Origin of the sequence: Blautia sp. MB18-30 (assembly GCF_023669475.1) — a bacterium.
GTDB lineage: Bacteria > Bacillota > Clostridia > Lachnospirales > Lachnospiraceae > Blautia_A > Blautia_A fusiformis.
This window is the reverse complement of the sequence record NZ_JAMOYY010000003.1, coordinates 1-15,507: the sequence shown is the minus strand read 5'-3', so window position 1 is coordinate 15,507 and position 15,507 is coordinate 1. Positions and strand designations below refer to the sequence as shown.

The 15,507-nt window shown below is 44.8% G+C and carries 13 protein-coding genes and 1 pseudogene; 10 read left to right on the top strand and 4 right to left on the bottom strand.

Translation table 11 applies throughout. The annotated features are described in order from the left end of the window. Nucleotides 1–120 precede the first annotated feature (120 nt). Entirely contained in the window at nucleotides 121–1,956 is a 1,836-nt protein-coding gene (locus tag NCY57_RS01835; protein WP_250789426.1) for an amylosucrase, read from the bottom strand. Nucleotides 1,957–2,117: 161 nt separating this feature from the next. Further along, nucleotides 2,118–3,146, bottom strand: a complete 1,029-nt coding sequence (locus NCY57_RS01830; protein ID WP_015526650.1) for a LacI family DNA-binding transcriptional regulator — start codon at nucleotides 3,144–3,146, stop codon at nucleotides 2,118–2,120. Between the two features lie 297 nt (nucleotides 3,147–3,443). Between NCY57_RS01830 and NCY57_RS01825 the strand changes: the two genes are divergently transcribed. From NCY57_RS01825 to queF, 9 genes are all read left to right on the top strand, one after another. Then, nucleotides 3,444–4,382, top strand: coding sequence for an ABC transporter permease (locus tag NCY57_RS01825; protein ID WP_173776073.1), 939 nt, complete (start codon nucleotides 3,444–3,446; stop codon nucleotides 4,380–4,382). 11 nt (nucleotides 4,383–4,393) lie between these two features. Next, a complete protein-coding gene (locus NCY57_RS01820) occupies nucleotides 4,394–5,290 on the top strand; it encodes a carbohydrate ABC transporter permease (RefSeq protein WP_015526648.1) in 897 nt (298 codons plus the stop codon). Nucleotides 5,291–5,360: 70 nt separating this feature from the next. Then, nucleotides 5,361–6,992 (top strand): ABC transporter substrate-binding protein, encoded by a 1,632-nt coding sequence (locus tag NCY57_RS01815; RefSeq protein ID WP_442863817.1) that lies wholly within the window; start codon nucleotides 5,361–5,363, stop codon nucleotides 6,990–6,992. Between the two features lie 52 nt (nucleotides 6,993–7,044). Then, nucleotides 7,045–8,568: a glycoside hydrolase family 32 protein gene (locus NCY57_RS01810; protein WP_195635309.1), complete on the top strand. Its 1,524-nt coding sequence runs from the start codon at nucleotides 7,045–7,047 to the stop codon at nucleotides 8,566–8,568. Between the two features lie 122 nt (nucleotides 8,569–8,690). Then, nucleotides 8,691–10,346: a YecA family protein gene (locus NCY57_RS01805; RefSeq protein ID WP_250789425.1), complete on the top strand. Its 1,656-nt coding sequence runs from the start codon at nucleotides 8,691–8,693 to the stop codon at nucleotides 10,344–10,346. 337 nt (nucleotides 10,347–10,683) lie between these two features. Then, nucleotides 10,684–11,133, top strand: a complete 450-nt coding sequence (queD, locus tag NCY57_RS01800; protein WP_021976186.1) for a 6-carboxytetrahydropterin synthase QueD — start codon at nucleotides 10,684–10,686, stop codon at nucleotides 11,131–11,133. Then, nucleotides 11,130–11,798, top strand: a complete 669-nt coding sequence (gene queE / locus NCY57_RS01795; protein ID WP_250789424.1) for a putative 7-carboxy-7-deazaguanine synthase QueE — start codon at nucleotides 11,130–11,132, stop codon at nucleotides 11,796–11,798. The genes queD and queE overlap by 4 nt, the downstream gene beginning before the upstream one ends. Nucleotides 11,799–11,817: 19 nt before the next feature. Next, complete coding sequence (gene queC / locus NCY57_RS01790) at nucleotides 11,818–12,534, top strand: 7-cyano-7-deazaguanine synthase QueC (RefSeq protein ID WP_278278422.1); 717 nt, start codon at nucleotides 11,818–11,820, stop codon at nucleotides 12,532–12,534. A 43-nt stretch (nucleotides 12,535–12,577) separates the two neighbouring features. Next, a complete protein-coding gene (gene queF / locus NCY57_RS01785; RefSeq protein WP_015526640.1) occupies nucleotides 12,578–13,072 on the top strand; it encodes a preQ(1) synthase in 495 nt (164 codons plus the stop codon). An 87-nt stretch (nucleotides 13,073–13,159) separates the two neighbouring features. Here the strand turns inward: queF and NCY57_RS01780 are convergent, their stop codons facing one another. Further along, a complete protein-coding gene (locus tag NCY57_RS01780; protein ID WP_118170140.1) occupies nucleotides 13,160–14,239 on the bottom strand; it encodes an NAD(P)H-dependent flavin oxidoreductase in 1,080 nt (359 codons plus the stop codon). A 268-nt stretch (nucleotides 14,240–14,507) separates the two neighbouring features. On the opposite strand from NCY57_RS01780, the gene NCY57_RS01775 reads away from it, so the two are divergent. Then, nucleotides 14,508–14,834: a hypothetical protein gene (locus NCY57_RS01775; protein WP_250789423.1), complete on the top strand. Its 327-nt coding sequence runs from the start codon at nucleotides 14,508–14,510 to the stop codon at nucleotides 14,832–14,834. Here the strand turns inward: NCY57_RS01775 and NCY57_RS01770 are convergent. Further along, nucleotides 14,824–14,985 (bottom strand): annotated as a pseudogene (locus tag NCY57_RS01770) (PPC domain-containing DNA-binding protein); the annotation flags it as partial. The gene NCY57_RS01775 and the pseudogene NCY57_RS01770 sit on opposite strands and share 11 nt — an antisense overlap. Nucleotides 14,986–15,507 lie beyond the last annotated feature (522 nt).

The window sequence follows — 15,507 nt, the reverse complement described above, 5'->3', positions numbered from 1 at the left end:
TACTGAGTTGTTAATGAAAGAAATATATCGATCCGTAAGGCCACGCCTTTTTTATTTACATGAATAACAAATTAAAGGTAAGTCAGTGATCTCATGATCCTGGAAACTGCCACAGGATCATTATATCCTCTTACACCACATAAATCCATAAGCCGGAAGCTCCACGTCCTTAAGCTCCAGTGTCTGGTCAGTGATCAGATCACGGAAGGTTCCTTCCTCCTGCATCCAGGCAGTTTTTTCGCTGTCACTGAAATTGAAGATTCCGATGAAACGTTCGTTTCCTTTCTGGCGGAGGATGCAGAGGATGCTGTCATCATGAACATCGTATGTATACACGTCACAGTCCTTATCAAAAACAGATTCCTGGCTGCGGATCTGCTCCATGCGGCTAAGAGTCTGGAAGATCTGTCCCTCAACGGAGGATTTGGAGTTTCTTTTTTCGGCAAGCTCCCACTGGAAAGCACCACGGTGGATATAGCGGGAATCTGCAGCCTTATCCGGATCCTCTTTATAGGAATAATCATTGAGACGTCCGATTTCATCGGAGCTGTAAAGCATCGGGATTCCGGACTGGGTAAGCATATATGCGTGAAGCATCAGATCCTCGCGGATACCCCTTTTCAGCTTCTCGTCATCTTTTTCAAAAAGAGCAGCCTCGATCCCGCACATGGAAGCAGTAGTTCCGCAGAAGCGGGCATCCTGAGTTACCGGGTCATCATTATAGAGCTCTCCGCGGCTGTCGCTTCCCGGATGCTTTCCTGTAAAGAAATCATTCAGGTAACGCTTATGGGATGGCTCATCCATGCCCCATTCCTTCAGGGTGGCGAAATCAAGTCCCCAGCCGATATCGTCATGGCAGCGGAGATAATTCAGGAAGGTGTACTGCTTCGGAAGACTGTTTACAATATCCATCTGTTTTTTCAGAAGGCGGATATCACGAGTGGCAATGCTGTTCCAGGTTGTAGCCATGGTTGTTACATTGTAAAGCATATGGCATTCCGGCTTCTCTACGGTTCCGAAATAGGGAACAACCTTCTCCGGCTCCATAACGACCTCACCCAGAAGTACGACACTTGGGCAGACAATCTCGGCGATCATACGCATCATACGAACGATCGTATGCACCTGCTTCAGGTTACGGCAGGGAGTTCCCAGTTCCTTCCAGATATACGGAACCGCATCGATACGGATCACGTCCATTCCTTGGTTTGCAAGGAAGAGGAAGTTGTACATCATCTCATTGAAAACACGGGGATTGCCGTAGTTCAGATCCCACTGGTACGGATAAAAGGTAGTCATGACATAGTGACCGATATCCGGAAGCCAGGTAAAGTTCCCCGGAGCAGTGGTTGGGAATACCTGTGGTACGGTCTTTTCGTACTCGTCCGGGATCTCACGGTTGTTGTAGAAGAAGTAACGGCTCATATATTCGCCGTCACCCTGGCGTGCTTTTTTGGCCCACTCATGATCCTCGGAAGTGTGGTTCATAACAAAATCCATACACAGGTTCATTCCGTTTTTGTGGCATTTATCTGCAAGGGCAGCCAGGTCCTTCATAGTACCAAGGTCCGGGCGGACTTTGCGGAAGTCGGCTACTGCGTAACCACCGTCGGAACGGCCCTTCGGAGTGTCCAGAAACGGCATCAGATGCAGGCAGTTCACGTTGCATTCCTTAAGATATGGAAGCTTGGCAGAAACTCCCTTGATGTTGCCGGCAAAATTGTCAATATAGAGCATCATGCCAAGCATATCCTTCTGGCGGAACCAGTCCGGATTTTTTTCTCTTTCCAGGTCGCGGTTTTTGAGCGCGCGGCGGCGTGCTGTAAAATACTGGTACATCTGGTCGCAGAGCTCTGCAAACATATCGTCATTGTGATAAAGCTCTGTGTACAGCCATCGAAGCTCGTCGTGATGATGGTTTAAACGTTCCTGAAAAATTTCCTGATCTTTTTTCATGATTTCCTCCCTGAATAGATATTTATAGATGTCGGGAAAACTGTCAAATATTTCCCGGCGGTAATGGTTATCTGACATTTTTCCACAGAATTATAGCATGAAGTCTCCGGTACATGAATATACGGGTTGTTATGGAATATGGAAAAATGTTGTAAGTATTTTCAGTCTCCGGTTGTCTGTCGTCGTATCAGAACCGGAGTGATCTTTTTGTGGATCGGTTTTTGAAGCGGTGCCGGTTTTCTTTTCTTCATTTCGTTCATCTGTTCCACAAGTAGTTCCATGGTAGTCTGTGCGATCACATCAATCTGCTGTCCAATAGTAGTGATCGGGATGATGGACTCCGCAGCAATGGGTGAATTATCGAATCCGATGATCTGATATTCATCCGGCAGACAGTTGTATTTCTGGAAGATCAGATTGAGAAATATATTTGCGTAAGTATCATTGGATAAAAATATGCCTTTTTTCTGACCGGAATATTTACTGTCAATATCCTGAAAGATCACACGCATCTGTTCAAAAAGCTCCTGATAGGAATCACCGGAAACATTAAGGTTCAGTTCATAAGGAACATGATATTCCCGGCATGTTTCCTCAAAGGCACGGATACGGTCGTAAGCCGGAATATTCTCAGGTACATGGACATTGATGTGGATCAGTACATCACACTGATTACGTATCAGCAGAGAAGTAGCCTGCATGCTGCCCATGTAATTGTCTGTTGTAACGCTGCATATATGTTCTGCTTCACGTTCAATGGCGATCACAGGAATATTATAGGAAGCCAGTTTTTCAGAGGAAAGAGTATGGCTGAGAACAATAAGTCCTTCAATCTTATAAGCCATCAGCTCGTCCAGATACTGCATTTCTTTCTCCGGGCCGCCATCACTGACAAAAACCAGAAATTTGTAATGATAATCGGAGTAACTTCGAAGAAGTTGTGTCAGCATTTCGGAATAATAATGAAGATAAAGGTTCGGGACAATGATCCCTACAAATTCGCTTTTTCCATTGGCAAGGACCCTGGCAAGCTTGTTTTTTCTGTAGCCGAGCTCATCAAGGGCTTTTGCGATCTTTTCCTGATTTTCCAGGGTTAGAGAATCCGGATGATTGAAATATCTGGAGATCGTAGTCTTGGAAAAACCAGTGTATTCTGCAATATCGGCAAATGTTACCTGTTTTTTAGCCATAAAAAAATAGTCTCCTTTTAACAGCAGAAAGTTATGATACGGAATGCAGATGTGATCATATAAGAGAAATCTGCAGACCGTACAAGATAATTGGATTGATGTAATTAAGTATAACAATACAGACGTTAAATAGCAATAAAAAAATAACCAGTTAAGTTACCGGTAACTTTTCTTGAATAAATTAACAAAAAAGGTTGACAGAAGCTATGTCATATAGTAGTATCAAATTATAAAGTAACCGGTTACTTTACCGGTTACTAAACAAGAACGAAAGAACAAAAAAGGGAGGAAAAGAGAATGAAAAAAGGTTCTGCGAAAGCTGTTCCGGCAGGAAAAAGAACTGCTGCAGAAAAGCTTCAGTATGTGAAAAAGAACTGGCAGCTGTATGTGTTTTTTCTGCTGCCTGCACTTCTTCTGACGATCATCTTCAAATACGTGCCCATGGGTGGCGTACTGATCGCTTTTGAGGACTACAATGTCATTGATGGTATATTTGGAAGCAAATGGGTAGGACTGGAATACTTCCGGAGATTTCTGGCATCACCGGATTTTATGAATTATCTTGTGAACACTCTGAAACTGAGTATTTACGGACTACTGTGGGGATTTCCGATTCCGATCATCCTGGCACTTCTTCTGAATCAGATCCGGAGAGCCGGGATCAGGAAAAAAATTCAGCTTCTGATCTATGCGCCGAATTTTATTTCCGTTATCGTACTCTGCGGTATGGTTCGTATGTTTCTTTCACCGGTAGGTCCGCTGAATAAACTGATCGGTTCCGATGCCAACTGGATGACTATGCCGGCAGCATTTCGTACCATTTACATAGCCAGCGGAATCTGGCAGACAGCCGGATGGGCATCCATTATGTATACTGCAGCACTTGCCAATGCAAGTAAGGATCTGGAAGAGGCAGCAGTGGTGGATGGTGCAAATATCCTGCAGCAGATCTGGTATGTACAGCTTCCGGCTATTAAAAACATCATTGTGATCCAGTTTATCCTTCAGGCCGGAAATATTATGAGCATTGGTTTTGAAAAAGCATATGCACTGCAGACAGATATGAACCTTCCTGCATCTGAGATTCTTTCTACTTATGTATACAGAATCGGTCTTCTGAATGGAGACTATGGATATTCTACAGCAGTGGGGCTGTTTAATTCAGTGATCAATGTAATTCTTTTGATCTTTGTAAACTGGGTAGTCAAGAAACTGAATGACGGAGAGGGATTATAGGAGGTGCTGTTATGGCAAAAGCAAAGAAAAAGAAATATTCGGCATCTGACAAAGCCATTTTAGGAATCGGATACGTACTTCTGGGTGCATTTGTACTTTCCATTCTGGTTCCGCTTTTATATGTTGTGATCGCATCCTTTATGGATCCGAATGTGCTGAACAGCCAGGGGATCAGCTTTGATGTGCGGAAGTGGACGATCGATGCGTACCGCAGAGTTCTTGAAAATAATATGATCTGGAGAGGCTTTGCAAACTCATTTTTTTATTCCCTGGTGTTTACCATTATTTCAGTTCTGGTAACTCTGCTGGCAGCATATCCAATGTCCAAGAAAGAATTTGTGGGAAGAAATTTCTTCAATGTTATTTTTCTCATTACCATGTTTTTCGGTGGAGGAATGATCCCGACTTTTATCCTGATCAATCAGCTGCATCTGGTAAATACAATCTGGGCAATCCTGCTTCCGGGTGCGTTTAATGTCTGGAACATGATCCTTGCCAGAACCTATTATCAGTCTATCCCCAAGGAACTCAGAGAGGCATCTGCCATTGACGGTGCCACGGAAATCGAGCATTTTTTCAAGATTATGATGCCGGTATGCAAACCGATCATCGCAGTGCTTGCGCTGTGGTCCTTTGTAGGAATGTGGAACAGTTATTTTGACGCTATGATTTATTTGAATGATGCGAAACTGCAGCCATTGCAGCTGGTACTTCGTTCCATCCTTGTACAGAATACACCGCAGCCCGGAATGATCGCAGATATCCAGAGTACTGCACAGATGGCAAAGGTAGCGGAACTTCTGAAATATGCTACGATCATTGTATCAAGTTTACCGCTTCTGATCATGTATCCATTCTTCCAGAAATATTTTGACCAGGGCATTATGGTTGGTTCTGTAAAAGGCTGATGACAGGAGGTTGATAATGATGAAAAAAAGAATGAAGGCATTATTGGCAATCGGGCTTTCTGCAATTATAATGGTATGCAGTGCCGGATGTGGAAACGGAAAAGAACACATGAAAGCAGAAACAGATCCGGATATCCCGGTGGAAGATGTGTCCTTTCCTCTGAAAGAAAAAGCAGAGCTGTCTTTTATTACCAGTGCACCTGCAACATCTACACAGGAACCTAATGAAAGAACGATTTTTAAAAGACTGGAAAAGCAGACCAATGTCCACATTGACTGGACCTGTTTTGTATCGGATCAGTTTAATGACAAAAAAAATCTGGCGCTGGCACAGTTCGGAAATCTTCCGGATGGACTTTTTAACGCAGGGATGAGTGATTATGATCTTCTTCGTTATGCCAAACAGGGAATCATTATTCCGGTAGAAAATCTCATTGATAAATACATGCCGAATCTTAAGGCTGTATTTGAAAAATACCCGGAATACAGAACAATGTGTACAGCACCGGACGGACATATTTATTCTTTCCCATGGATCGAGCAGCTTGGTGCGGGGAAAGAAGCCATTCAGGCAATTGGAGATATTCCCTACATTAATAAAAAATGGCTGGATTATCTGAAGCTGGACGTTCCGACTACAACTGAGGAACTGGAACAGGTTCTGATCGCTTTCCGCGACAATGCAGATAAACTGGAACAAGAATTTGATATTGAGGGCGGTGTGATCCCGATGTCCTTTATCATCAATAATGGTGATCAGGATCCTGCAATTCTCATCAACGGATTCGGAGAAGGATATGGTGACACCGGTGATCATTTTGCAGTAAAAGATGATGGAACCGTTATTTATACAACTGTACAGGAAGGCTATAAAGAAGGTATTCAGTGGCTTCATCAGCTGGTAGAAGAAAAGCTGGTGGATCCGGAGGCTTTTACCCAGGAATGGTCAACTTATGTTGCAAAAGGTAAGAACCACAGATATGGTCTGTGTTTCACCTGGGATATTGCAAATATTGATAACAATGAAGATTATGTAATGCTCCCGGCGCTGGCCGGTCCGGATGGTCTTGTAAATATCACAAGACAGAATAACAGTGAAACCAGCGGCTTTGACAGAGGACGCTGCGTTCTGACTACAAGCTGTCGAAATACGGCACTGGCAGCAGCATGGATCGATCAGATGTATGCACCGATCCAGTCTCCGCAGAATAACTGGGGTACTTACGGGGAAAAAGATTCATTTAATATCTTTGAGATGTCCGAGAATGCAGAAGGTGGTCAGATGCTGAAACATATGGATCTGGGAGATGCATCTCCGGTAGAGGTTCGTGAAGCACAGTCTGTAAACGGACCGTTGGCAATACTTAACGAGTATTACGATGTATATGTAACAGAGCCGGCAGATGCAAAATGGCGTCTCGACAATATGCATGAAACATATCTTAAGGATATGAACAGTAAATATGTGTATCCGAATGTATTTATGAGTATTGATGATACCAATAAGGTATCTCAGTACGACACAGATATCAAGAAGTATGCGGAACAGAAAAAAGCAGACTGGATCCTGAATGGCGGCATCGATAAAGAATGGGATTCCTATCTGAAAAAGATGGAGCAGTATGGACTGTCTGATTATCTGGCAATCAAACAGAAATATTTTGACCAGTATCAGAAGTCTCTTAGTGAGACAGAGAAATAAAAACAGAAAAAGATACCGGTCAGAAACATAAAAAAGAAAGAGAGAGCAGAGTATGAGTGAAAAACTTGAAAAAGCACGTCTTTATGAAATAGAGGAAGCAAAAAATATCCCGCAGGAAGAGAAACCGGCCTTTCATGTATCTGCACCGGTTGGCTGGATCAATGATCCCAATGGATTTTCTGTTTTTAAAGGAAAGGTACATCTTTTTTACCAGTATCATCCTTACAGCCGTGACTGGGGCCCTATGCACTGGGGTCACAGTGTGACGGAGGATATGATCAGATGGGAGCAGCTTCCTGCAGCGCTTGCACCGGATCAGGAATATGATCGAGAGGGATGCTTTTCCGGAAGTGCTATTGAAGCGGATGGAAAACAGGCTTTGATCTACACAGGAGTTACAACAGAAAAGCTGCCTGATGGAAAAGAAGAAGTCCGGCAGAATCAGTGCATTGCCTGGGGTGACGGAAAAGATTATGTAAAGGCAGAGAAAAATCCGGTAGTCACCGGGGATATGCTTCCGGAGAAATGCAGCAGAGTTGATTTCCGTGATCCGAAGGTATGGGAAGATAACGGAACATACCATATGCTCGTAGGATGCCGCAGCGAAGAAATTCCTGGACAGGTAGTTCTGTTTTCCAGTAAAGATCTGAAAGAATGGAAATTTGAAACAATTCTTGCGGAGAACTCCACAGGAGAAATCGGTGTTATGTGGGAATGCCCCGATTTCTTTCCGCTCGGGGATAAACATGTGCTGATCTGTTCTCCGCAGCATATGCGGGCAAAAGGGTATGAGTTTCATAATGGACATAATTCCCTATATTTTACGGGAGATTATGACAGCGAAAAACATACATTTGAAAAAGACGCACCGGTAAGTCTGGACTACGGACTTGATTTTTATGCGCCGCAGACAACCCTTCTTCCAGATGGAAGAAGAGTGATGATCGCCTGGATGAAATCCTGGGATAGCTGTGTGATCAAGGAAAAGCAGAGATGGCAGGGAATGATGACTCTTCCGAGAGAGCTGGAATATCGTGACGGAAAGATCTGGCAGAAGCCGGTCCGAGAAATTGAGAATTATCGGAAAAACCGTTGCTGTTATGAGAATGTAAAAGTGGGTGAGAGCTTAAGCCTTGAAGGCGTCCGTGGCCGAATGATCGATCTGACTGTGGAACTGCAGAACGCAGATGGCATCATGGATGGAAGCAGGAACTCCGGAAATCCAAATCAGGAAGCATTGGATGGGTACAATGAGTTCCGGATCGAGCTTGCACGCAATGAAGAATATACAACGGTCTTTACCTATGATCGAAAAAGACAGATACTGGAAATCGACAGAACCTGGAGCGGGGTGCAGCGTGATGTTGTATGTACAAGAAAGCTCCAGATCACAGATGACAGACAAAATCTGAAGCTGCGTTTTATCCTGGATCGAAGCTCCATAGAGCTTTTTATCAATGATGGAAGCAAAACTGCGACTACCGTGATCCCAACACCAGTGGAAGCAGATGAGATCCTGTTTCACAGTGACGGAAATGCTGTGATCCAGGTTGAGAAATATGATATTGTGTTGTAGAAGCCTCTCAAATATTGACAATTTCTCTATTTTTGTATAACATAGGGGAAGTTGCTTACGCCGGATCAGGAGTTATTCGTATCTCCTGATCCGGCATATATTTACAGGAGAGGAACACAGGAATGTTTTATCAGTTAAAAATCACAAGAAAAGGAACGAAACCGCCGGTATGGAGACGTTGTACTGTTGCGGCTGACGTTACATTTGCAAAGATGGCAGCCATGCTTGAAAAACTGGTTCAGTATCCGGCAGGCAGCCTATATGAGATTGAATTTTTTCAGAAAAAAGTACAGATCCGTGAGAATGGTGACGGAGAAGCGAAGAATAATTTCACATTATTAAATGCAGGCGAGACAGAGACTGCAGAGCTTATGGATTCCGAGAAATGGTTTACCTTCCGTCAGTATGGTGCGGATAAGGAAGTTCCGGAATACAGAGTTGATATTGAGAAGAAAGACGAGGGAACAGCAGAAGCTCCTTCTATTGTAAAAGAAGTAAAGGGTGAGGATGATCCGTACTGGACAGAGGCACCAGAGCTGGGATGCACTGCAGCAGTTGAAACTGAGGCGGAAACAGCCAAAGCATCGGAAGACATTGCTGCAACAGTAGCGGCAGTAGAGGCAGCAGCCAGAGCTGCAAAAGCAGATGAGGCAGCCACAGGCAGCAGAAGAAATCCTACAGTAAAAGATTTCCTCATGTCCTATCGTAAAGAAGACCTTCTCAGCATTGCAGGTGAGCTTGGACTTCACTGCAAGGGAATGAATCAGGAAGAGATCGCCGCAAAGGTTGCCGCAGAGGTTCTTAAACCGGAGGTTATGAAAGCAAGCTTCCTCGTAGCAGACGATCAGGAGGTACTGGCTTTTGAGGCGGCTATTCAGAGAAAATGCTTCCATGTTGCAGAGGATGAGTGGAATACATTAGAATGGCTGAACGATATGGGCTACCTTGTTTCCTACAGTGATGATTACGCAGAAGTTCCGGCAGAGGTTGCAGCTGTTTATAATCAGATCAATACACCGGAGTTCCAGACACTTCGCAGCCAGGTAAACTGGCTGAAGGATTGCCTCATTATGGTAAGCTATCTGTATGTATCTGCACCGGCAAAGACCGTATATGAGATGTTTAAGCAGAGAAAAGGCTTTGACATCGGATATGACAGATTCATCGAGCTGTATCATACCATTCCGGAGAAGGCCTGTATCTGTGAGCTTGCGGAGGATCAGCTGATCCTGAAATCCGCACTGGTCAATAACATCTACAAGGATATCGAGAGACGTCAGGGTGGACGGAAATTCTATATTCCGTCTGTAGATGAGATCCTGGATTATTCCGAAAACGGGTATCCAACAAAATCTGCTTCTTACCAGAGACTGGGCAGATTCCTGCTGGATGAGATAAAGGTTTCCGATGCAGTGAAGGATCAGGTACTGTTCTTTATTTACAAAGAATGCTCCATGGATGGCAGAATGTCAGCAATCATGGAAAACCTGAACCAGAAGGGGATCCAGTTTAACGATGAGCAGCTTGAGAAATTTACAAAGCTGATCATGGAGGCAAACAATAACACAAGAATGCTGGAATTCCGCGGTTACACACCGAATGAGATCTCAGGAGCAGTATGGCCGTTTGCCACAGGCAAGCCGCACACTGCAATGCCGAACAGCTTTGTGCCGACAGCAATGCCGATGCAGCCGGCATCTGCAAGAAAAATCTATCCCAACGATCCGTGTCCGTGCGGAAGCGGTAAGAAATATAAGAAGTGCTGCGGAAGAAGATAATTCTGCAGAAAATTTACCGTAATTCCGGAGCTGAAAGTTCCCATAGATCGTTGCGGAGCGACTGCGCTCATGAGTGAGCAGCGAACGCGGATGATCTGGTCCGATTTATCGTTTGATGCAGTATCTCCGGAAATACCATACAAATTAATATAAGACAGTTCGTTTGTACCATCCTGTCTATAAATAAAACCAGGGCTGAAGAAGATGTGAGAATCAGGGCAGACTCGTGGCGGGTCTGCCCTTTTTTTACTTTAACTGGATCAAGGCCGGGAATCCCGGTTTTTTTATTTATGGAAATATTCGGGTGGTGTGACAGATCCAGAAGGAGGAAAAATTTATGTATCAGTTAAAAACAGAAGCAGATTTCGATTCGGCACACTTTCTGTCCGGTTACACCGGCAAATGTTCCAACATCCATGGTCATCGCTGGCATGTGGAGATTGAGATCGAAAGCCGGAAGCTGGAGAAAAACGGTCAGGGGCGAGGGATGCTGGTAGACTTCGGAGATCTGAAAAAGGATCTTCGGGAGCTGGCAGATTCCATGGATCACACGCTGATCTATGAAGAAAATACATTACGTCCGAAAACGCTGGAAGCACTGGATGAGGAAGGCTTTCATCTGGTGAAGGTTCCCTTTCGCCCTACAGCAGAGAATTTTTCAGAGTATTTTTTCAGGAAAATGGAAGAAAAGGGCTATCCTGTAAAAAGAGCTGTTGTTTACGAAACACCAAATAACTGTGCAGCTTACCGGGAAACGGAAGAAGAAACGGAGGCGGTATGGCTATGAGTACCTATCAGGTTGTAGAGAAATTTGTCAGCATCAACGGAGAGGGCAGACGGGCAGGAGAGCTTGCCGCTTTTGTCCGGTTTAAGGGCTGCAATCTTCAGTGCAGCTATTGTGATACCAGCTGGGCAAATGAGCCGGGATGTGAGAGTGAAAGGCTGACAAAAGAAGAGATTCTTTCCTGGATCCGTGAGACAGGTGTAAAAAATGTGACACTTACAGGTGGGGAACCACTTTTACGGAAAGGAATGGAGGAGCTGATCGAGGCAATCCTGGAGGATCCATCGCAGCGGGTGGAGATTGAGACCAATGGAAGTGTGGATCTGAAGCCTTATCATATATTAAAAAAACGTCCGTCCTTTACCATGGATTACAAAACACCGGACAGCGGCATGGAAAAAGAGACGCTCCTTTCCAATCTGGAGCTTCTGGGCAGTGAGGATACGCTGAAATTCGTGGTCAGCAGCCGCAGAGATATGGAAAAAGCCCTGGAAATCCTGGAAAAATACAGGCTGATCGGAAAAACGGCAGTTTATTTCAGCCCTGTATTCGGCAGGATCCAGCCGGTGGAGATCGTGGATTTCCTTATGGAAAAAAAGCTCAACGATGTAAAGCTTCAGATCCAGCTTCATAAGGTGATCTGGGACCCGCAGAAACGGGGAGTATGACAGGAAAACATATCACAATATAACAAGAAATACCGCAGAAAAGGAGAACGCTATGAAAGCACTTGTACTTGCAAGCGGCGGTGTGGATTCCACCACCTGCCTGGGGCTTGCCGTAAACAAATATGGAAAAGAGAATGTAATTGCATTAACAGTAGCTTACGGACAGAAGCACACAAAAGAAATTGAGGCTGCCAGAAAAACAGCAGAATATTACGGAGTGGAGCATCTTTATCTGGATCTGGAGCCGATCTTCCGGTACAGTGACTGCTCGCTGCTGAAGCATTCAGACAGAGAGATCCCGCACGAAAGCTATGCAGAGCAGCTGAAGGAAACCGATGGCTCACCGGTTTCAACCTATGTGCCGTTCCGGAACGGATTATTTCTTTCCTCGGCAGCAAGTATTGCGCTGTCAAAAAACTGCAGTGTGATCTATTACGGAGCACATGCGGATGATGCAGCCGGAAATGCATATCCGGACTGCAGCAGTGCGTTTCACAATGCGATCAACGAGGCGATCTATCAGGGAAGCGGCGGCCAGCTGAAGGTTGAGGCGCCTTTTGTCAGCTACACAAAGGCAGAGGTCGTAAAAACCGGCCTGGAGCTGAATGTTCCTTATGAACTGACCTGGAGCTGTTACGAAGGCGGCGAAAAGCCCTGTGGTGTGTGTGGAACCTGTATTGACAGAGCAGAGGCATTCCGGCTCAATGGAGTGAAGGATCCGGCACTTGACAGATAGATCGGATCATAAATATCCGTTTGACCATAGAAAGGAAAAAAATATGAGCAGAGAAAACCTGGAAAAAGAAGGGATCACCCTTCTCGGAAATCAGAAAGTAAAATATCCGGACAATTATGCTCCGGAGGTACTGGAAACATTTTTGAACAAGCACCCGGACAACGATTACTTTGTAAAATTTAACTGCCCGGAATTTACAAGCCTTTGTCCCATTACCGGACAGCCGGATTTCGCGACGATCACGATATCCTACGTACCCGGTGAAAAAATGGTGGAGAGCAAATCTCTGAAGCTGTATCTTTTCAGCTTCCGCAATCACGGAGATTTTCATGAGGATTGCGTGAACATCATTATGAAGGATCTGATCCGTCTCATGGATCCGAAATACATTGAGGTCTGGGGAAAATTTACGCCGAGAGGCGGCATTTCCATTGATCCATACTGCAATTACGGAAAAGCCGGAACCAGATGGGAGGAGATTGCCTGGAAACGTCTGACAGAGCATGACATGTACCCGGAAAAGATCGATAACCGGTAGAAAAACTAAAAGTCCCTGTTTTCACTGCGAAAAGCAATGAAAGCAGGGGCTTTTTGTTTAGGTGCGCCTAGCGGCGCAGGTTTATCTTTATGACAGCCGGATGCACTCCGATTCTGTGTCAAACAGATCAGCGATCACATCGTGCACGGTTTCGATCTTATCTGCCATATAGGCCTTTGCTCCGCAGAACAGCAGGCCGTTTTCCACGTCGCCCTTTACGGCGGCGATCAGCTTGTCTGTAATGCAGTAAGGGATCTCGCCGGGGGAACATTTGGCAAGGCAGCGGTGGCAGGGACTGTGCGGGATCTTTTCTCCGGCCATGACGTGCTGCATGAAGGGATTCATAATGGCACGTCCCGGCATACCTACCGGACTTTTTACAATGGCAATGTCGTCCTTTGCGGCGTGGATCAGGGATTCTTTCAGCCGGATGTCTGCGTCACATTCTTCCGTTGGGATAAAACGGGTGGCGACCTGAACGCCGTCCACACCAAGATCAAGGACATGCTTTACATCCTCGTGCGTGGCGATGCCGCCGGCAGCTACTACAGGGATTTCCGTGCCGAATTTTGCGGCATAGCTTTTTACAGTCTGGACGATCTTTCGGATCTCATTGTCGTAGGCTTCCGGTGTATAGGAATCCAGCTCTTCCTTGTGGAAGCCCAGATGACCGCCTGCCTGGGGACCTTCGATCACCACAAGGTCTGCAGTGCGCTTGTACTTTCTTTCCCAGTATTTCAGGATAACCTTTGCAGATTTGTCCGTTGAGACGATGGGGGCAATCTTTGTTTTGCTTCCGCTGACAAGAGCAGGGAGCTCTGTAGGAAGTCCTGCACCGGAGATGATCAGGTCAGCGCCGGCATGGACAGCGGCTTTTACATGAGATGCGTACTCCTTCAGTGCAACCATGATGTTGTAGCCGATGATACCGTCAGGAGAAATCCTGCGTGCTTTTTTCATCTCGGACAGGATAGCCCGCTGGTTGGCTTCTTCGGTATTCCGGTCGAAATCCTTTTCCCGGTAGCCGATCTGAGCGGTGGAAATGATTCCGATCCCGCCTTCCTTTGCAACGGTGCCTGCCAGACGGCCAAGGCTGATACCAACGCCCATTCCACCCTGGATCAGGGGAAATCTCGTAAGTTTATCACCGATTTTAAAATTCTTCATAATGATCAGATCCTCACATTCATTTGCTTTCGTTAAATAATTTTAGTATAAAATAGTTTTATCATCAAAGTATATCATAACAGGGGAATTTGTCAATGTAAATGTCGGTGAATCAGGGAAGTCCTCTGCTTCAATTGCGAATAGCTGTTTGACCAGATTTTGTTAAAATCCACTTTGTTGACAGAACAGAAAATATCAGGCAAATTCACAGTGATATCAGCTTTACAGAAAACTGTAAAGTGAATTAGAGGAAAAGGGAGGAACAGGTATGAGAAAAAAGACGAGTACCATCATGGCCTGGTTGCTTGCGGCGTCCGTGACAGTCACATCTCTGTCAGCGGGAACCGTGACGGCCTATGCACAGGAGGAAATGCCGCTGGCGGAAGCCGGAACCGTGACAGAGAGTGCGGAAGGGTTTGGAGACAGCAGTGACAGCATTGCAGATATTGTGGGAGAGGGCAATGTTGAAGCTAAAGAAAAGGGTGAGCTGACAGCATTATGCTGTGTAGTTTCACCCTTTTTATGTGTGATGAAATTTTTAAACTGTAAAGCAGTAGACTGTGTCCGGAATCCCTCTGGCAAAATCAGAATTTAAACAGATTCAGACCGATCTCCTGACTGAACTCACGGCCGATCTCTCCGTCGATCACCTGGATCTGGATCTCGGCAGTAGCGCTGATGATGGCACGGTTCAGATGACCGCCGTGTACATGGCCTTCCCCCTGCATATTCCCGCATTGAAAATGCGACCGGCGTAGCGCCATACAGCGAAGAGTCTTATTAAAAAACAACACATATAAAATAATAAACAGGAAGATAATAGCATAATAGATGAATGATAGCAGAAAAGAAATTGTCCTATAAAAATAAACTTCCAGGAAAATCTAAAAAAATTGAAATTTATGGTTGACAAGCATAACTCCCAGTGGTATTATAACTGAGCTGTCGCAAATAATTGTTTTCAAAAAACAAACAATTAAAAAGAATTTCAGAAAAATGAAATTCACAGTTGACAAAAGACAGAAGATATGATAAAGTATCCAAGTCGTCAACGAAACGACAACAAGATCTTAACTCAAAAATGTTTGAAAAAAACTTAAAAAAGTGCTTGACAAACAAAAAGAGATGAGATAAAATAAACGAGCTGTCTGAGAGACAGACACAACAAACCTTGATAACTAAACAGTGAAACACATACGATTCTCGAAAATTTCTTTACATTTAAAGAACGGTTTAAACAAACCAAAAGCAGTAAAAACGAGAGATAG